The organism is Mesorhizobium sp. M8A.F.Ca.ET.165.01.1.1, from assembly GCF_004792065.1.
Classification (GTDB): Bacteria; Pseudomonadota; Alphaproteobacteria; order Rhizobiales; family Rhizobiaceae; genus Mesorhizobium.
In genome coordinates this window covers 424,342-441,818 of the sequence record NZ_SRTH01000004.1, presented here as the reverse complement: position 1 = coordinate 441,818, position 17,477 = coordinate 424,342, and the positions used below count along the sequence as shown (strand labels likewise).

17 protein-coding genes are annotated in these 17,477 nt (G+C 64.2%); 7 read left to right on the top strand and 10 right to left on the bottom strand.

All coding sequences use genetic code 11. The features are described 5' to 3' along the window. Positions 1-5: 5 nt before the first annotated feature. Both EN808_RS15360 and EN808_RS15355 read right to left on the bottom strand, forming a co-directional pair. Positions 6-758, bottom strand: a complete 753-nt coding sequence (locus EN808_RS15360; RefSeq protein WP_127280933.1) for a crotonase/enoyl-CoA hydratase family protein — start codon at positions 756-758, stop codon at positions 6-8. A gap of 20 nt (positions 759-778) precedes the next feature. Beyond that, positions 779-2,548, bottom strand: coding sequence for an acyl-CoA dehydrogenase (locus EN808_RS15355; protein WP_135916274.1), 1,770 nt, complete (start codon positions 2,546-2,548; stop codon positions 779-781). A 208-nt stretch (positions 2,549-2,756) separates the two neighbouring features. On the opposite strand from EN808_RS15355, the gene EN808_RS15350 reads away from it, so the two are divergent. Continuing rightward, positions 2,757-2,993 carry a hypothetical protein gene (locus tag EN808_RS15350; protein WP_135916323.1) on the top strand — a complete coding sequence of 79 codons (237 nt, stop codon included), beginning with the start codon at positions 2,757-2,759 and terminating at the stop codon, positions 2,991-2,993. A gap of 176 nt (positions 2,994-3,169) precedes the next feature. Further along, positions 3,170-4,279, top strand: coding sequence for a glycoside hydrolase family 25 protein (locus EN808_RS15345; protein WP_135916322.1), 1,110 nt, complete (start codon positions 3,170-3,172; stop codon positions 4,277-4,279). Between the two features lie 22 nt (positions 4,280-4,301). On the opposite strand, the gene purD is transcribed toward EN808_RS15345, so the two are convergent. Then, positions 4,302-5,579 (bottom strand): phosphoribosylamine--glycine ligase, encoded by a 1,278-nt coding sequence (gene purD, locus EN808_RS15340; protein WP_135916273.1) that lies wholly within the window; start codon positions 5,577-5,579, stop codon positions 4,302-4,304. A gap of 164 nt (positions 5,580-5,743) precedes the next feature. Further along, positions 5,744-6,565, bottom strand: coding sequence for a phytanoyl-CoA dioxygenase family protein (locus tag EN808_RS15335; protein WP_127278157.1), 822 nt, complete (start codon positions 6,563-6,565; stop codon positions 5,744-5,746). Between the two features lie 90 nt (positions 6,566-6,655). Here EN808_RS15335 and EN808_RS15330 point away from each other — a divergent pair, with 90 nt between their 5' ends. Then, entirely contained in the window at positions 6,656-7,567 is a 912-nt protein-coding gene (locus EN808_RS15330; protein WP_127278162.1) for a LysR family transcriptional regulator, read from the top strand. Between the two features lie 68 nt (positions 7,568-7,635). Continuing rightward, positions 7,636-8,619: a 4-hydroxybenzoate octaprenyltransferase gene (ubiA, locus tag EN808_RS15325; RefSeq protein ID WP_189343699.1), complete on the top strand. Its 984-nt coding sequence runs from the start codon at positions 7,636-7,638 to the stop codon at positions 8,617-8,619. A 212-nt stretch (positions 8,620-8,831) separates the two neighbouring features. On the opposite strand, the gene EN808_RS15320 is transcribed toward ubiA, so the two are convergent. The 3 genes from EN808_RS15320 to EN808_RS15310 form a co-directional block, all read right to left on the bottom strand. Further along, positions 8,832-9,398 (bottom strand): DUF6101 family protein, encoded by a 567-nt coding sequence (locus tag EN808_RS15320; protein ID WP_127278163.1) that lies wholly within the window; start codon positions 9,396-9,398, stop codon positions 8,832-8,834. Positions 9,399-9,588: 190 nt separating this feature from the next. Beyond that, positions 9,589-11,019, bottom strand: a complete 1,431-nt coding sequence (locus tag EN808_RS15315) for an FAD-binding oxidoreductase (protein ID WP_135916272.1) — start codon at positions 11,017-11,019, stop codon at positions 9,589-9,591. A gap of 9 nt (positions 11,020-11,028) precedes the next feature. Continuing rightward, positions 11,029-12,003, bottom strand: a complete 975-nt coding sequence (locus EN808_RS15310; RefSeq protein ID WP_189524120.1) for an L-threonylcarbamoyladenylate synthase — start codon at positions 12,001-12,003, stop codon at positions 11,029-11,031. 160 nt (positions 12,004-12,163) lie between these two features. On the opposite strand from EN808_RS15310, the gene EN808_RS36330 reads away from it, so the two are divergent. Together EN808_RS36330 and EN808_RS15300 are read left to right on the top strand one after the other, a co-directional pair. After that, the gene (locus tag EN808_RS36330) at positions 12,164-12,637 is read left to right on the top strand and encodes a hypothetical protein (RefSeq protein WP_167531503.1); all 474 of its coding nucleotides are present in this window, start codon (positions 12,164-12,166) and stop codon (positions 12,635-12,637) included. A 175-nt stretch (positions 12,638-12,812) separates the two neighbouring features. Further along, complete coding sequence (locus EN808_RS15300) at positions 12,813-13,199, top strand: hypothetical protein (protein ID WP_127873091.1); 387 nt, start codon at positions 12,813-12,815, stop codon at positions 13,197-13,199. Positions 13,200-13,283: 84 nt separating this feature from the next. Here the strand turns inward: EN808_RS15300 and EN808_RS15295 are convergent, their stop codons facing one another. After that, positions 13,284-13,580 (bottom strand): ATPase, encoded by a 297-nt coding sequence (locus EN808_RS15295; RefSeq protein ID WP_127873090.1) that lies wholly within the window; start codon positions 13,578-13,580, stop codon positions 13,284-13,286. A 109-nt stretch (positions 13,581-13,689) separates the two neighbouring features. Further along, positions 13,690-16,068: a glycine--tRNA ligase subunit beta gene (gene glyS / locus EN808_RS15290; protein ID WP_135916270.1), complete on the bottom strand. Its 2,379-nt coding sequence runs from the start codon at positions 16,066-16,068 to the stop codon at positions 13,690-13,692. Positions 16,069-16,262: 194 nt separating this feature from the next. On the opposite strand from glyS, the gene EN808_RS36325 reads away from it, so the two are divergent. After that, positions 16,263-16,439 (top strand): hypothetical protein, encoded by a 177-nt coding sequence (locus EN808_RS36325; protein ID WP_189521882.1) that lies wholly within the window; start codon positions 16,263-16,265, stop codon positions 16,437-16,439. Between the two features lie 3 nt (positions 16,440-16,442). On the opposite strand, the gene EN808_RS15285 is transcribed toward EN808_RS36325, so the two are convergent. Next, a complete protein-coding gene (locus EN808_RS15285; RefSeq protein WP_127873087.1) occupies positions 16,443-17,390 on the bottom strand; it encodes a glycine--tRNA ligase subunit alpha in 948 nt (315 codons plus the stop codon). Between the last annotated feature and the right edge of the window lie 87 nt (positions 17,391-17,477).

The following is a 17,477-nucleotide window of genomic DNA, read 5'->3' as shown; positions in this document are numbered from 1 at the left end:
AAGGTTCAGCCCTTTTTCCTGGTCATGAATGCCGTGAGGGCGGCGCGCGCCTCGTCGGATTTCAGCCGCTCGCGGAAATGCTCGCTCTCTACCCCGATGCGGGCGACGAGGTCGTCGCGTGAGCCACGCATCAGGTCGCGCGCGATCCTCAGTGCCTGCGGCGGCTTGGCCGCGATCTGGCCAGCCGCCGCCAGCACCGAAGCCTCCAGCGCGCCTTCCTCGACCACCTCGTAGATCAGCCCGACGGCCTTCGCCCGCTCGGCCGAAAAGCCCTCGCCGAGGCCGAGCAGCGCAAACGCAGCTTGCTGGCCGAGGATGCGCGGCGCCAAAAGGCTCGATCCGGCCTCGGGCACGAGGCCGAGATCGACGAAGGGCGTGCGGAACACGGTGCGTGGCGTGGCGAAGGTCAGGTCGCAATGCAGGTTGATCGTGGTGCCGATGCCGACCGCGATGCCGTCGACGCCCGAGACCATCGGTTTCTCGACCCGCGCCAGCGCCATCAGGAAATCCCAGACCTCCGTGCCACCATCGCCGCCAGTGGCCACCACCATGAAGTCGCCGAGGTCGTTGCCGGAGGAGAAGGCGCCGGGCACGCCGAGAAAGACATGGACGCGGATCGCCGGATCGGCGTCGCCTTCGGCAAGGGCCGCCGACATCGTCGCATACATGGCGCGCGTCAGCGCGTTCTTCTTGTCGGGGCGGTTCATGCGGATGATCTGGATCGCGCCCTGGCGCTCGACTAGAATGTGGTCTGTCACGATTGTATCCTCAGTGAATGTCAGGCGGAAATCAGCGCCTTGCCAGCAGCGGCAAGGCTGTCGCCGCCGTCGATGACGCGGTCTTTCAACGCGCCGGCCTCGCCGATAAGATTCTCGGCGAAGAAGCGGCACAGCGCGATGCGGCCCTGATCGGCAAGAGCGCCGCGCGCCAGATAGGCGCCGCCGGCGGCGAGCGAGATCAGCCGCAGATACGGCGTGGCGCCAGCCAGCGCCTTGTCCGTCTGACCATCGGCCGCCAGTTTTTGCAGGAAGCGGGTCGCTTGCGTCAGATCGCCAAGGGCCGCACCCAGAAGATCGGCGGTTCGGCCGAAGCCTTGCAGGTTGGAGGTGCGCACTGCATTGGCGATACCAGCCAGTTCGTCGATAAAGCGATGCACGTGCTCGCCGCCGCCGAGCGGCAGCTTGCGCATCACCAGATCGATCGCCTGGATGCCGTTGGTGCCCTCATAGATCGGCGCGATGCGGGCGTCGCGGTAGAGAGCCGCCGCACCCGTTTCCTCGATGAAGCCCATGCCGCCATGCACCTGGACGCCGAGCGAGGCAACCTCGACGCCGATATCGGTGGAAAAAGCCTTGGCCAGCGGCGTCAAGAGATTGGCTCGGTCGCGCCAATGCCCCGCCTCGTCACCCGACGATACGCGCGCGAGATCGATGGCGTGGGCGCAACTGTAGCTGATGGCGCGGGCGATCTGCGTCAGCGCCTTCATCGTCAGGAGATTGCGTTGCACGTCCGGGTGGTGAACGATCGGCGCCATGCCGGCACCAGCGTAATCCGCCGCCTTACCCTGACGCCGTTCATTGGCGTAGGCGATCGCTTTCTGGGTCGCGGCTTCCGCGACCGCGACACCCTGCATGCCGACGGCCAGGCGGGCATTGTTCATCATGGTGAACATGCAGGCGAGGCCCTTGTTCTCCTCGCCGATCAGCCAGCCGATGGCGCCTGGCTTGGCGCCTTGAAAGCCGTCGCCATAGATCATGGTGCAGGTCGGCGAGGCGTGGATGCCGAGCTTGTGCTCGAGGCCGGAACAGAAGACGTCGTTGCGCGCTCCGATCGACCCATCGTCGCCGACCAGGAATTTCGGCACCAGGAACAGCGAGATGCCGCGTGTTCCGGCGGGCGCATCGGGCAGCCGCGCCAGCACCAGATGGACGATGTTGTCGGTGAAATCGTGCTCGCCATAGGTGATGAAAATCTTCTGGCCGAAGATGCGGTAGGTGCCGTCGCCGGCCGGCTCGGCGCGGGCGCGTAGCGCTGCGAGGTCGGAGCCCGCCTGCGGCTCGGTCAGGTTCATCGTGCCCATCCACTCGCCGGAGACGAGCTTTGCGAGGTATTTCGCCTTGAGGTCCTCGGAAGCGTGCTTGTCCAGCGCTTCGACCGCGCCCATGGTCAGCGTCGGGCCGATGCCGAACGCCATGGCGGCCGAATTCCACATTTCGAGCGCGGCGACGCCGAGCATCGTCGGCAGCGCCTGCCCGCCATACTCTTCCGGCCCGGAGAGCGCGTTCCAGCCGCCGTCGATCCAGCGGCGATAGAGTTCTTTCCAGCCCGTCGGGGTGGTGACGACCGCATCCTTCAGCACGGCACCTTGTTCGTCGCCGATCTTGTAAAGCGGGGCCACCTCCTCGGTGGCGAAACGGCCGGCCTCGCCAAGGACGGCATCGACCAGATCCTCGCCGAGATCGCCGAACGCTCCGGCATCGATGGCCGATTTCATGCCGGCCACATGCTTCAGGGTGAACGCGATATCCTCGACCGGTGCCCGATACATGCCGCTCGATCCTCCTGATGCATCGGCCTCGCCGACCCTAGAGCGAGTGCCACCGCAAAACTATCCGCCTTTGGGCGGTCTCCCATCTTCTTTTTACGTAAACGTCAAATTTTGTCACGCGGATTTTGCAATCGGGCCGGCCTGTACTAAATTCGATCAATGCCGGATCAAATCGACCGGCGAAAAAACCAGCCGACCGGAACATTCCATGCTAGCCAGACCTGACGCCTATCGCTGTATCGAATGCGGCTTGCCCTACCGGGCAGCCGGGTTTTCCTACTATCACGGCGAGCTGGCAAACGGCGCCGCCTACTGGTCGGATCGCGGCATATTGTGCTCGCCGCGATGCTCGCTTGCCCATCACCGCAAGCGCGTCGCGGAAGGCACATTGCGACAAGAGCCCGCGCCCGACCCGTTTGAATTTCAGCCCCTTATCCGACGGTGACCACAGCTTGGTAGCGACGGCGTTGAAGCTGTTCGCCTGACGCACCGCATCGGCTCGAGAAGCATTTCCTTAACCATAGCGGTTCAGCATTCGCCTTTGATCAACGGGGATTCCCTGTTTTGAAAAGGACAGCGCGCTTCCTTCGCCGCACGGCGCTTCTCGCTTTCGCGGCAGCAATGGCGCTGTCGCCCGCGGCAAAGGCTTCGGATTTCTCCGAGCCGTGGAAGAACGCCGACCGCGCCCTGGTCATCGACGCCTACGAATACAATTCCATCGACTGGGCCCAGCTTGCCACCGACAAGCGCATCGTCGCCTTCATCAACAAGGCGTCCGACGGCATGCCGCCGCCCTATTTCTGTTCCGGCGGCGACACCGAGGTGAAGCTCTGCAAGACGCTATGGAAGCGCCACGCGGTGACGCGCGAGCTGTTCCAGACACGCAGGGTCGTGGCCAAGGCGCTCGGCATGAAGTGGGGCGCCTATCACCTCGCCCGCCCCGGCAATCCAGTCGAGCAGGCCAACAATTTCCTCGATTTCGCCGACCCCGCGCCGGACGATCTCATGGCCCTCGACATCGAGGGCATCGATCCCACGCAATGGATGTCGCTCGACGACGCCGAGGAGTTCGTGCGCCAGGTGCACCGGCGCATCGGCCGCTTCCCTGTGCTCTACACCAACGGCAAGACCGCCCAGTACATCGCTGACAACCGCTACAAATACCGGCTCCTGTCGCGGCTGCCGCTTTGGTACGCGCGCTACAAACCTGACATCGAAGTGCATTTTCCGATGGGCAACTGGCAGGGCTATGCGCTCTGGCAGTTCTCGGCGCAGGCCAATTGCGGCCGCTTCCGCTGCCCTTATCGGGTCGCCGGCACGCCGAACGATATCGACGTCAACGTGGTGCCGACGGATGCCGCCGCGCTGCGCCAGCAATGGCCATTCGGCGGACTGCTCGACGTGCCTTCCGATTATCTTGCCAGCGTGCCGGTGCCGCTCTCGCGGGAAGCCGCACTGGCCGGCAAGGCCACCATCATTTATGCCGACGTTGCGACGCCGCCGACTGTCGAGGAAATGGTCGCTGTGCTCGGTTCGCGCTGGTCGAAATTCCGCGACGGGTTTCGCATGCCTGTCGTGAAGACGGTGCCGCCACGGCCGGGCTTCGGCATCGTCCAGTATGTCGCCTGGAAGCGGGCCGGGCAGCGCTCGCCCACACAACTCGACGCCGCCTTCGCTGCGGCCGATCCGCTCAGCACCGCTTCGACCGAACTCGATCGCAGCCAGCGGTAGCCGTCGCCCACCGGTCGGAGCTTCAGCCCGCCTTTTCGCGCGCCACGGCCTGCCAGCCGATGTCGCGGCGACAGAATCCGTCCGGCCAATCGATGCGGTCGAGCCCGGCATAGGCTCGCGCCTGCGCCTCGCCAACCGTGGCTCCGGTCGCCGTGACGTTGAGCACGCGGCCGCCATTGGCGACGAGCGCACCGCCATTGATGGCGGTGCCGGCATGGAAAATCTGGACGCCTTCGCCCGCGGCGTCCTCGACGCCGCGAATGACGGAGCCTTTTTCCGGTGTGCCGGGGTAACCCCTCGCCGCCATCACAACGGTCAGCGCCGCCTCGCCGCGCCAGCGCACCGAGGTATGCGCGAGCTGGCCGTCGACGGCGGCATTGAGCAGGACCAGCAGGTCATCCCTGAGCCGCATCATCAGCACCTGGCATTCCGGATCGCCGAAGCGGGTGTTGTATTCGATCAGCTTCGGCCCGTTTTGCGTGATCATCAGGCCAGCGAACAGAATGCCGGCGAAGGGCGCGCCAAGCTCGGCCATGCCGCGCATGGTCGGCTCGATGATTTCGCGCATGGTGCGCTCGATCATGTCAGGCGTCATTACAGGGGCCGGCGAATAGGCGCCCATGCCGCCGGTGTTGGGCCCGACATCGCCATCACCGACGCGCTTGTGGTCCTGGGCCGTGCCGAAAGGAAGTGCCGTGGTGCCGTCGCAGAGGCAGAAGAAACTCGCCTCCTCGCCGGTCATGAATTCCTCGATCACCACCTCCGCGCCGGCGGCGCCGAAGGAGCCGTCGAAGCAGGAAGCGAGTGCCGCCTGCGCCTCATCCATTGTCATGGCGACGGTGACGCCTTTGCCGGCGGCGAGCCCATCGGCCTTGATGACGATCGGCGCGCCTGTCTTTTCGAGGTAGGCCTTGGCGGAGGCCAGATCGCCGAAACGGCCATAGGCGGCGGTCGGGATGTTGTACCGGGCGCAGAGATCCTTGGTGAAGCCCTTCGAGCCTTCCAGCCGCGCGGCGGCCTTCGAAGGCCCGAAGACGCGGATGTTTTCGGCGCGCAGATCATCGGCGATGCCGGCGACGAGCGGCCCTTCCGGGCCAACCACGACGAGGTCGATTTTTTTCTCCCGGCAGAAGGCGGCGACGGCGGCGTGGTCGGCAATATCCAACTTCACCAGCTCGGCCTCTGCGCCGATGCCCGGATTGCCTGGAGCGGCATAGAGCTTGGTCAGCAGCGGCGAGGCGGCGATCTTCCAGGCCAGTGCATGTTCGCGGCCGCCGGAGCCGAGAAGAAGAACGTTCATGGCCACCTCTTGATGCCAACTATCCCATAGAGAGAACAACCCGCTATTGCTCTCTGGACGACGGGTCAAGGCATCAGGGTGGATTGATCGGAATTGCGCACGGGAACGTTATCCCCCTGCGCAATAGGGGCGCCCGCCACCGGCGCCCCTATTCCGGCACTCGCTCAGCCCTGGTGGACCACCGGGAACCAGTCCTCGCGCAGCTTCTGCCCCGGCTGCATGCCATGGCCATGATAGGGTGGCGAGGTGCGGCCGGGCCGCTCGACATAATGGGCATCGTCGCCGACCCAGCGCAGCGACAGCGCCCGGCGCCGTGCCGCTGTCATATTGCCGCGCGCGCCGTGCGCCGTCCTGAAGTCGAACAGGATGGCGTCGCCGGGCTCCATCTCCCATTCGATAACTTTCATCGATGGATCCTGGTCGGGATCCGGCACCGGACGATAATCGCCCTCGGCGGCATAGAAATTGCCGTCGTCCAACCAACGTACCGGCAGGATCATCTTGTCCCATTTGTGCGAGCCGGCGATCAGGCGCAGCGTCGCCTCCTTCACCGGATCGATGGGGATCCAGAAGCTCACGGTCTGCTGGCCATCGACAAAATAATAAGGAATGTCCTGGTGCCACGGCGTCGGTTTCTGCGTACCGGGTTCCTTGACCAGGACATGGTCGTGGAAGAACTGCGCCGTACGCGACTGCATCACCGCGGCTGCTAGTCGCGCCGCCGGCGATTCGCGCACCACCTTGACGAATTCGGGGATGCGTTCCCAGTTGCAGTAATCGTCGAAGAAACTGCCGCGGCCATTGGCGATGTCGGACGCGGTGGCGCTGCGGTTCTGCATGTTGCGCTCGATGCCGGCGGCGATCGTGTCGACCCAGCCCTTGAAGGCGCCGCGGATGCAGACCGCGCCGTCACGCTGGTAGTCGGCGATTGTCCGGGCATCGATGATTTCGGTGTCCGTTGCCCGTGTAGCGGTTTGGGAAGCCATAATGTCCTCCTTTCAGGATGGAGGCGACTATCGCAATGGCCGCTCATTCAGTAAAATAATAACTTCTCATCTGACACATAGGTTTTGACTATTAGTCTCACCCTCACCCAACTCCGCTATCTCATCGCCGTCGCCCGCCATGGCAGTGTCACCGGCGCTGCCCGGGCGCTCAACGTTTCGCAGCCGTCTATTTCGGTGGCCATCGACGCCATCGAAAAGGATTTCGGCCAGAAACTGTTCGTGCGCCAGCGGGGAAGCGGTGTTTCGCTGACCTCCTTCGGCCGTGTCGTGGTGGCGAAGGCCAGGCAGGTTCTTGCCGAGACAGACGAACTCCTGGGCCTGGGGAAGGCCAACTCGGCGGTCGGCGGCGAACTGGTGCTCGGCTGCTTCGAGGATCTGGCGCCCTTTTTCGCGCCGGGCCTCATCCGCGCCTTCTCCGAACGCCATCCAGCGGTCACCGTCATCGTCCGCGACGAGACGTTCGAGACGCTCGGGCGGCGCCTGGCGGACGCGGCCGTCGATCTCGGCCTCAGCTATGATCTCGGCCTGCCGTCGCATTTCGCCCGCATCCTGATGCACGAGCTGCGGCCGCATGCGCTGTTGCCGGCGGGCCATGCGCTGGCCGAGCGTTCCGAGGTCAGCCTTGCGGATCTGGCCGCCTACCCGCTGATCACAACCGACCAGCCACATAGCTGGCAGCATATGCTCGACCTGTTCCGCGGCCGTGGCCTGTCGCCCGTCGCCGACATGCGCACAAGCTCGTTCGAACTCCAGCGCAGCATGGTGGCCAACGGCTTCGGCGTCGCGGTCAGCTATACCCGCCCGCATGGCGACCACAGCTATGACGGCTTGCGTCTGGTGTGCAAACCGCTGTCGGATCCGCTGCCCATGCAGCGCATCATTCTCACCCACGATACGCAGCAGCGCGTGTCGAACGCGGCGCTGGCTTTCATCGAGGTGGCGAAAGTCTGGTTTTCCACACGCGATATCTTCACCTCCTGACGGATGGTTGGGCGCTCCCTGCCTGCTTGCCGCTTGACGGGTTCCGCCGCTGCTGCCACTCCATGCCAATGGAACCTGTCCAGTCGAAAGCGTCCCAGGGCCGCGTCGCCGATGCGCCGAACGGCCATTGGGTCTACCGCGTGCTGCCGCGCGCGATCTGGCCCTATGCCCAGCTTGCGCGATGGGACAGGCCGATCGGCTGGCAGTTGCTGTTGTGGCCATGCTGGTGGTCGGCCGCGCTGGCGGCGAGCGCCTATCCCCGGCCTGGCGACCCGCTGCTTTCGCTGCTGCCGGCGCCCTTGTATCTCGTACTGTTCCTGATTGGCGCCATCGCCATGCGTGGCGCCGGCTGCACCTATAACGACATTGTCGACGAGGACATCGACAACCAGGTCGAACGCACACGCTCGCGCCCGCTGCCGTCCGGCCAGACCACGCGCCGGCGAGCCTGGCTGTTTCTTGTGCTGCAGGCCCTGGTCGGCCTGGCGGTTCTCCTGCAGTTCAACAGCTTTGCCGTCCTGCTCGGCGTCTGCTCGCTGGTGATCGTCGCCGTCTATCCATTCATGAAGCGGATAACCAACTGGCCGCAACTGTTTCTCGGCTTTGCCTTTTCCTGGGGCGCGCTGATGGGATGGGCGGTCGAGTTCGGTGATCTCGATGGCCCCGCCATCATGCTGTATATCGGTTCGATCCTGTGGGTGATCGGCTACGACACGATCTACGCGCACCAGGACAAGGAAGACGACGCCATTGTCGGCGTGCGTTCGACGGCACGGCTGTTCGGCGACAACACCAAGGCGTGGCTCGCGGGGCTTTATGGCGGCATGCTGATCTGCTTCGCCGTCGCCTTCGCCTCGGCGCAGGCCCCGGTGGTGGCGCTGGCGGGACTGATCGCCGCCGGTGCGCATCTTGCCCGGCAGATCGCGGTGCTGCACATCGACGATCCGGACCAGTGCCTGCGGCTGTTCCGGTCGAACAACCAGGTCGGCTGGCTGATCTTCCTCGGCCTGATCGGTGGCGCGCTGTGGGTGGCGCTGAAGCCGCTGGTGTAGCGGCTTTTTCCTTCTCCCCGTCACTATACGGGGAGAAGGTGGCGGCAGCCGGATGAGGGGCAGCGCCGACCTTGAAGGCGAGGCGAAATGCACGGCGGCGACAGGCCGCTTGCATTCTACCAAAGTTTGAAATGGCCAAATCAGCGGAGGTCGGCGCTGCCCTCATCGCCCTGCCGGGCACTTCTCCCCGTATAGAGACGGGGAGAAGAAAGCTAATCGCGGGAAATGATTTCCTGGCCGTCGATGACCAGCCTGAGGCCGAGGTCCCCGGTTCTGCGACGGGCAAGGAAGCGTGGGCGGCGCGTGTTGGAAACGCGGCCCTTGCGACGGTCCTGCGGCGGCAGTGTCTTGATGGCGGCGCCGAGCGATTCCTCCAGCGTGCGGGCGACGCCGTCCGATTCGATGAGCAGCATCGGCAGACGGTAGGCATCGGCCCAGGCGCGCCAGTCGGCGGCGACGTCTTCGAGATCGTCGGCCACCAGCAGCGGCACCGACAGCATCGGATCGTTGTGCAGGAGTTCCAGGGTCACCGTGACATTGCCTTCCGGATCCTCCATCGCACGGGCGGCGACGCCGCGAAATGCATTGGCGGGCAGCACGATGATCGCCGGCAGGCCGCTCATCTCGAGCAGGCGGCGGATCACGGCGCCACGCTGGTCGATGGTGAAGGTTACGTCGCCATAATCGTCGCGCGTCGCGTAGCTCACCACCTGCGGCAGGCGGAATGGGTCGAGACGCATGTTGCGTCCCGCCCAGACTGGCTTAAGTCCGGTGTTCACGTTCATAGAGCGCCTTCCTGTCTGTCTCCTGAGAGCCGGTGTCCGGTTCTCTCCGGGCCAGTTTTCCCGGCCTCGTTATGGGGAAACAGTAGCGCCGGCTCCTTACCGCCGCGCTTAAGAAAGTCGGTTAAATTTTGCTGATCTCAGGGATGGTTATCGGAATGCCACCAGCCACAAGATGTTGAAAGGATCAGATAACCTTACCGGGATTCATGATGCCGGCCGGGTCGAAGGCGGTCTTCACCCTGCGCATCAGATCGATGGCCATCGGCGGCGCGGTGGCGATCAGTTCGTCGCGCTTCAACTGGCCGATGCCGTGCTCCGCCGAGATCGAACCGTGCAGGCTGCGCACCACGTCATGCACGGCCTTGTTCATGGCATGGTAGAGCGCCAGAAACGCCTCGTCGTCGCCGTCGACGGGCCGTGAAATGTTATAATGAAGGTTGCCGTCGCCCATATGGCCGAAGCATACCACCCGGGCGCCGGCACTGACCGAGGCCACCGCGCCGGCGGCCTCCGCGATGAAACGCGGTATCGATGCGATCGGCACCGATATGTCGTGCTTGATCGAAGCGCCTTCCGGCTTCTGTGCCTCGGGCAACAGCTCGCGGAAGTTCCAGAAGGCATCGCCCTGCGCGAGGCTGGCGGCGATGACGGCATCGCCGACGAATTCCTGCTCGAGACCCGCCGAAAGCACATCCTCGATCAGCGCCCGCGAATCCTCCGACGAACGGCCGGATGAAATCTGCATCAGCACATACCAGGGCCAATCCTCGATCAGCGGCCGTGTCACGCCCGGGGCATGCGCCAGCGTGAAATCGTATGGCCGCTTGCCGATCAGTTCGAACGCGGTGAGCGCGGCCCCGGCGCGGTCCATGGCCAGGCTGAACAGGGAAAGGGCGGCCTCGGGCGACGACAGGCCGACGAAGGCGACGTCCCTTCCCTTGGGCTTCGGAAACAGTTTGAGCACGGCGGCGGTGATCACGCCTAGCGTGCCTTCGGCGCCGACGAACAGGTTCTTCAGGTCGTAGCCGGTGTTGTCCTTCTTCAGCTTGCGCAAATCGTCGAAGACCTCGCCGGTCGGCAGCACCACCTCGACGCCGAGGCAGAGCTCGCGCGCATTGCCATAGGCAAGCACGCCGGTGCCGCCGGCATTGGACGAAAGATTGCCGCCGATCTGGCAGGAGCCTTGCGCGGCGAGCGACAGCGGGAACAGCCGGTCGGCGGCGTCGGCCGCTTCCTGCAAGGTCTGCAGGATGACGCCGGCCTCGACCGTGACCGTGTTGGACAGGACATCGATCTCGCGGATGCGGTTCAGCCGCGACAGCGACAGGACGATCTCATGGCCGGATTTGTCAGGCACCTGCGCACCGACCAGCCCGGTGTTGCCGCTTTGCGGCACGATTGGCGTTCCGGTCTCTGTCGCCAGCCGCATGATCCGGCTGACCTCGTCGACGCTGCCCGGCCGCAGGACCAGGGACGTCGCGCCATGCCAGAGGCCGCGTCGCTCAATGAGATAAGGCGCGATGTCCTGCCGGTCGCGCAGCGCGTATTTGTCGCCGACGATCGCCGCGAACCGATCGATGAGAGCGGGATCGAGTGTCTTTGCGGTTTCGGTCATCTGGGAAAACTACGTTGTGGGCTGTGCGTTGTCACGAGGAGCGGCGGCACGGGAGAGCCGGTCGTTGATCGCCTCGCCGAGCCCGTCAAAGGGAATCTTCTCAACCGCGATGGTGCGCGCGCCGCTACGGTCGAGATCCTGCATGTAGGCGAAGAGATTGCTTGCCGCTTCACGCAGGTCACCTGTTTCGGACAGGTTCAGGAATGCGGCCGCATGATGCCAGCCTTTCGCGCGCTGGTCGCCGAAGGCAAGCAACGCTTCGTCTTCGCCAACCGTGCCGGCATTGAGCCGCACCGCCGCGCCCGGCGCGTAGTGCGAGGCAAGCATGCCCGGCGCCTCGACCCCGGCGGCGCCGCCGCGCAGCAACTCCATGCCGATGGCCGCCTCGATGTCCGCGGCGGCGATGCCGCCTGGCCGAAGCAGGCGCAGTCTTTCGCCTTCGGCCTTGACGATGGTCGATTCCAGCCCGACCGGTGTGGCGCCGCCATCAACCACGAGCTTGATGCGGGCGCCGAGGTCCGCCGCCACGGCCTGCGCAGTGGTGGCGCTGATCCTGCCGGATGAATTGGCGCTGGGCGCGGCAAGCGGTCTGCCAAGCCTGGCGATCAGGTCGCCACCAAACCCCCTCGGCATACGCAAGGCGATCGTGTCGAGCCCGGCGGTGACCAGCGGATGAATGCCGTTGCCGGGGCGCTGCGGCAGCACCAGCGTCAGCGGACCCGGCCAGAAGGCAAGCGCGAGTTTCCTCGACAGCGGATCGAACAGCGCGATGCGCTCGGCCATCGCCATGTCGGCGACATGGGCGATCAGCGGATTGAAACGCGGCCGACCCTTGGCTTCGAAAATGCGCGCCACGCCGATGCCGTTGGTGGCGTCGCCGGCCAGTCCATAGACGGTCTCTGTCGGAATGGCGACGACATCGCCGCCCTCAAGCAGCGCCAACGCCGGTTCCATCGCTTCGCCGACGGCAAGTATTTCAGCCACTCTCGTCACCTCGCGGATGCCGGCTGCGTAGTACGACAGCGCCGCCGGGGCAAGCGGGCAAAGGCAATTCGTCAATTCCTAAAATGCTATCTTTCCATGAAAGCCGGCATCAATCGCCGGGCCCTATCGTGCAGCTTCTGGGCAATGGGGAGCTATGTCAGTGTCTTTGCGTATCTGGGGAACGCTTGTTATCACTCTGGCTGCCGCGGTTGGCGAGACTCAGGCCTCGTCGCTGGTCTTTCCCGGCGCGCCGGCCTCGACGCCCTCCGTCGTTGTGCTGAAGGCGACCGACGGCAAGGCGAGCGACGTGGTGTCGGTCGTTGCGCTCGGCGAGCCCGACGTCACCTATGAAAAGGTGGCGGCAATCCCGGACAAGGCCGAGGCGAGGCACCCCTTCCCGCAGAGCCCGACGATCATTCGTGGCGGCGTCGTCGGCGGCGCCTTCCAGACACCCGTGCAAGCCAAGGCGCCGGCTGCGGCAACCGCCCCCGCTACGGCAACCGCACCCGCGGCAGCGACCGCACCCGCGACAGCGACCGCCTCGGCAGCCCCCGCGCCAGCGCACGGAAAAGCGGCGGCAGCCGCGCCACCGCCAGCCAAACAGCCGGCTTCAGGAGCCGGCAAGGTCAAATAGCGACCTGCCAACTGACCGATCAAAATGCTCAACGGCTTGACGGCAGTCCGGCGCCCCGTGCACCATTGTCAGGCGAATTTCTTCCAGACGTATCTCGCTGGCGGCCCTGCGGTCGGCCTTTCGCCAAGCGGCTCCGGCAGATGGGATTGCATCGTTCAAGGCAAGGGGGTTGCTCATGAAAAAATCGAAGACCGTTACAGTGGCTGGGCTTTTGCTGGCGTCATTGCTTAGCGGCGTGGCCCATGCGGACGACATGCTGGGATCCTATGTCGCGCGCATTTCCGATCGCGATCACCAGGCAAGTGACGGCTATGCGCTGGACAGCGCCGCGCAGATGGTGCGGCAGGACCGCGCCAACTGGCACAAATTCCATCGCCGCGACAGCGACGACGAGGGCGACGCCTGGTTCAGGACCAATGACCAGCGGGCCGACCTGCAGCGCATGCTGGAGCGCCCCGGCGCTATGAGTTCCTCAACCAAGCGCGCCATCGTCAATGGCGAACCGCTGATCCAGGTCGACGTCTACGAGAACAGCGTGCGCGTCAGCATTCTGGAGAACTGAAAAGTCGGCGTTCGGGAAAACTAATCAAATCGAAAAAGGGCGACGCGAGAGCGCCGCCCTTTTTCGCGAAATCCGCCTGAAAAATCAGGCCGCTTCTTCCTTGTCGTCGTCGTCTTCTTCGGCCTCGCCGTCTTCGGATTCTTCCTCGCCCTCGGCGTCGTCGCCTTCGGCCTTCCCGGCGTCATCGGCGTCGTCTTCGTCGGACTCTTCGCCGTCTTCGTCGTCGCCTTCTTCGTCATCACCATCCTCGTCTTCGTCTGACAGATCGGCGGCTTCGACCGCGGCAGCGGCATGATCGAGAGCGGTTTCGGAAGCAGATTCAATCGCCTCGGCGGGGGCCGAGGTTTCTTCTGTCACTTCGATTTCGTGATCGGAATTCATGGAAGCCTCCGTTGGGTTGGGGAACATGTCCCTTTTGCCACGGAGAGATCATCGTCATATGACTGTAAGCCGGCTCGAACGGCCGGCTGGACGATATTTTCCTCGCCTCTCAACCAGCGATTTTCGAGAAATCCGCGACCTGACCGGTAGCCGTGCGAATGCGCGTGAGCAGCGCAAGGCGGTTGGCGCGCACGGACAGGTCCTCATCATTCACGAGAACATGCTCAAAGAATGAATCAACGGGTTCACGCAACACGCTAAGCGCCAGCATGGCAGCGGAAAAGTCTTGGTTTTGAATCGCTTCGCCGGCTTGCTTCTCGGCCTGATTCACCGCCGCGAACAGCGACTTCTCGGCATCCTGGCGAAACAACGCCGGCTCAACGGTTTCGGCGACCAGCGTTTTCTTCTTCTCCTCGGCGGCCAGGATGTTCGCCGCACGCTTGGTGCCGGCGAGCAGGTTCTTGCCATCCTCGGTGTCGAGGAAGGAGCCGAGCGCTTCGACGCGCCGAACGATCTGAAGCAAGTCGTCGGACTGCGGCGTGATGACGGCGTCGATCAGATCATGCCGTGCGCCCTGGTCGCGGAGATAGACTTTGAGGCGGTCGTGGAAGAACGACAAGAGGTCAGCGATCAATGGCGACAGCGATGCCTCAAGCTCCATCAGACGCTGACCGTCAAAGAACTCTCGCTCCTGATCGGCGGAGCCAAAGGTTTCTGAGTTCGCCTTGGCCAGCCCGCCTTTCAACAAGTTGGAAATCACGCCTGCTTCCGACAACAATCGGCTTGCACCCTTGTAGTCGCGAATGCGCAAGTCGAGCATCGCAACGACGCCACTGCTCTCGGCGCCTTCGCCTTTTTGTTCGTACGCGGCGAGTGCCGAGGAGACCGCGGTCGCGATGGCGATGCCCAGCGAAAGCTTGAGCTTGTTTTCCAGTATGACCCTCACGACGCCGAGCGCAGCGCGACGCAGCGCGTAGGGATCCTTCGATCCAGTCGGCTTTTCGTCGATGGCCCAGAACCCGACCAGCGTATCCAGCTTGTCCGCGAGCGCCACGGCGACCGACACCGGATCGCTCGGCACATAATCGGACGGGCCCTGCGGCTTGTAGTGCTCTTCCGCCGCCGCCGCGACAGAAGAATGATCGCCTTGCAGCAGCGCATATTTGCGGCCCATGGCGCCTTGCAATTCCGGAAATTCGCCGACCACTTCGGTGGTGAGATCGGCCTTGGCCAGGACAGCAGCACGGCGCGCCAGCACTGGATCCGCACCGACGATCGGCGCCAGTTCTTCCGCCAGCCGGGCAATCCGCTCCACCCGCTCGCCCTGCGTGCCGAGCTTGGCATGGAACGTGACATTGAGATGGTCGAGCCGGGCCATGCGCTGGTCGAGCGGCTTCTTCAGATCGAGCCCAAATTTTTTCGCCGATGCTTCCAGTTCGACGAGATCGGGCAGATCGCCCTGGTCGGTCGTCCAGAAATAGAGCGCGTCGGACAGGCGGGCGCGCACCACCTTGCCGTTGCCGTGGGCGATCTCCTTGCCGCCGTCCTTCGCCTCGATGTTGGCGGTGAGGATAAAGCGGTTGGAGAGCGCCTCGCTTTCACCCTGCGGCCGCGTGACAAAGCACTTCTGGTTGGCGCGGATGGTCAGCCGGATCACCTCGGCCGGAATGGCCAGGAAAGCCTCTTCGAACTCGCCCATCAACACGACAGGCCACTCGACCAGCCCGGACACTTCTTCGAGCAAGCCCTCGTCCTCGACCAGGTCGAGCCCGTTGGCGAAGGCGAGGTTGCGGGCATCGGCAAGGATGATCTCCTTGCGCCGGTCGGCATCGAGCACGACCTTGCCCGCTTCCAGCTTGCTCACGTAATCGTCGAAGCGGCGCACCGTGATTTCGCCTGGTGCAAGGAAACGGTGGCCGTAGGTGATGTTGCCGGAACGGATGCCGTCGATCTCGAAATCGACCACGACCGGCTCCTCGGTCTCGGGGCCGAAGGTGCACAGGATCGATTGCAGCGGCCGCACCCAGCGCAGCGATCCCGGCTTGGCCGAGGCCGGTCCCCAGCGCATCGACTTCGGCCAGGGGAAATTGCGGATGATATCAGGCACCAGTCCGGCGATGATCTCTTCGGCCGCCCTGCCCGGCTTCGAAATATGGGCGACGTAGAAGTCGCCCTTCTTCGGGTCGGAATGGACATGCGCTTCGGCGATCGATGACAGCCCGGCCTTGCGCAGGAAGCCCTGGACGGCCTGTTCAGGCGCTGATGTCGACGGCCCCTTGATGTCCTCGTGAATGTCCTTCGAGCGAGCGTTGAGGCCACGGATATCGAGGGTAAGGCGCCGCGGCGTCCAATACTCACGCGCCGCCTCATAGGTCAGTCCCGCCTCGACCAGACCGTCGGTCAGCATCTTTCTCAGATCGCCCGCCGCCTTGCGTTGCATGCGAGCGGGGATTTCCTCGGAGCGAAGTTCTAGAAGCAGGTCAGGCATAGGGTCAGCTCATGCGGGAGAGTGGTCCGCGCGGGGCATAGCAACTCGGCTGGCCGCTGTCACCCTTTCCAGAAATTTTGACCCTCCTGTCGGGATGAGGCGATCCGGCCCGTCCTTGGATCAAAGATTTCCATGAACCTAACGCAGCGCTGAAGCGACCCACGCTCAGGCAGAGAACTATTGGCTGAACGACGATGAAAACGGCATCCAGACTTCTTCAAATCCTCGCGCTCAGCGCCTGCTTCACCGCGCAGGCCCACGGCGCCTTCTCCATGCCGGGCGTGCGGCAGGCGCTGCGGACGATGTCTGGTCCGAGTGGCCAGATCCTGCCGCCGATCAGCGCTTCCCTCGAAATGATCAACGGCGCTTGAGACTCAGGCCGCCGCCAATCCACCGGCCTGCGTTTTCAGGAACGCCTCGCCGCAGGCTTTCGCCAGATTACGCACCCGCAGGATATAACTCTGCCGCTCGGTGACCGAGATCACGCCACGCGCATCGAGCAGGTTGAAGACGTGGCTCGCCTTGATGCACTGGTCGTAGGCTGGAAAGACCATTTTGTGCATCGGCAGATTGTCGTTCGATGCCGGCGCGCCGGCCTCGAGCAACGCCTTGCACTCGGCTTCGGCGTCCTCGAAGTGCCGCAGCAGCATCGCCGTGTTGGCGTATTCGAAATTGTGGCGCGAATATTCCTGCTCGGCCTGCAGGAACACGTCGCCATAGGTGACCTTGTCGGCGCCTTCGCGGCCGTTGAAGTTGAGGTCGTAGACATTGTCGACGCCCTGCACATACATGGCCAGGCGCTCCAGGCCGTAAGTGAGTTCGCCCGCCACCGGCGCGCATTCGATGCCGCAGACCTGCTGGAAATAGGTGAACTGCGACACTTCCATGCCGTCGCACCAGCATTCCCAGCCAAGGCCCCAGGCGCCCAGCGTCGGGCTTTCCCAGTCGTCCTCGACAAAGCGTATGTCGTGCAGCAGGGGGTCGACGCCGATCGCGGCCAGCGAGCCGAGATAGAGCTCCTGCAGGTTTGGCGGATTGGGCTTCAGGATCACCTGGTACTGGTAATAATGCTGCAGCCGGTTGGGGTTCTCGCCATAGCGGCCGTCCTTGGGACGGCGCGAAGGCTGGACGTAGGCCGCGTTCCAGCGCTTTGGCCCGAGTGCGCGCAGCGTCGTTGCCGGATGAAACGTGCCGGCGCCAACCTCCATGTCATAGGGCTGCAGGATGACGCAGCCATAGGCGGCCCAATAATTGTGCAAGGTCAGGATCAGCCCCTGGAACGAGCGGCTGGGGTGCATATGGGCTGGGATTTCAATCGTCACGATGGCCTCGGCGACACAGGCTAGCTTGCGGCCACGTCCTAGAGACACGGCGGCGAAGCGTCAAGCAAGGCGCGTCCGATGCGGGCC

Excerpts from the sequence above, each read along its gene's own strand:
- EN808_RS15335 (WP_127278157.1), bottom strand. The coding sequence starts at position 6,565 with ATGGCTTCCCAAACCGCTACACGGGCAACGGACACCGAAATCATCGAT.
- EN808_RS15315 (WP_135916272.1), bottom strand. The coding sequence starts at position 11,019 with ATGACCGAAACCGCAAAGACACTCGATCCCGCTCTCATCGATCGGTTC.
- EN808_RS15345 (WP_135916322.1), top strand. The coding sequence starts at position 3,170 with ATGGCGCTGTCGCCCGCGGCAAAGGCTTCGGATTTCTCCGAGCCGTGG.
- EN808_RS36325 (WP_189521882.1), top strand. The coding sequence starts at position 16,263 with ATGAAAACGGCATCCAGACTTCTTCAAATCCTCGCGCTCAGCGCCTGC.
- EN808_RS15350 (WP_135916323.1), top strand. The coding sequence starts at position 2,757 with ATGCTAGCCAGACCTGACGCCTATCGCTGTATCGAATGCGGCTTGCCC.
- glyS (WP_135916270.1), bottom strand. The coding sequence starts at position 16,068 with ATGCCTGACCTGCTTCTAGAACTTCGCTCCGAGGAAATCCCCGCTCGC.
- EN808_RS15300 (WP_127873091.1), top strand. The coding sequence starts at position 12,813 with ATGAAAAAATCGAAGACCGTTACAGTGGCTGGGCTTTTGCTGGCGTCA.
- purD (WP_135916273.1), bottom strand. The coding sequence starts at position 5,579 with ATGAACGTTCTTCTTCTCGGCTCCGGCGGCCGCGAACATGCACTGGCC.
- ubiA (WP_189343699.1), top strand. The coding sequence starts at position 7,636 with ATGGAACCTGTCCAGTCGAAAGCGTCCCAGGGCCGCGTCGCCGATGCG.
- EN808_RS15295 (WP_127873090.1), bottom strand. The coding sequence starts at position 13,580 with ATGAATTCCGATCACGAAATCGAAGTGACAGAAGAAACCTCGGCCCCC.
- EN808_RS15355 (WP_135916274.1), bottom strand. The coding sequence starts at position 2,548 with ATGTATCGGGCACCGGTCGAGGATATCGCGTTCACCCTGAAGCATGTG.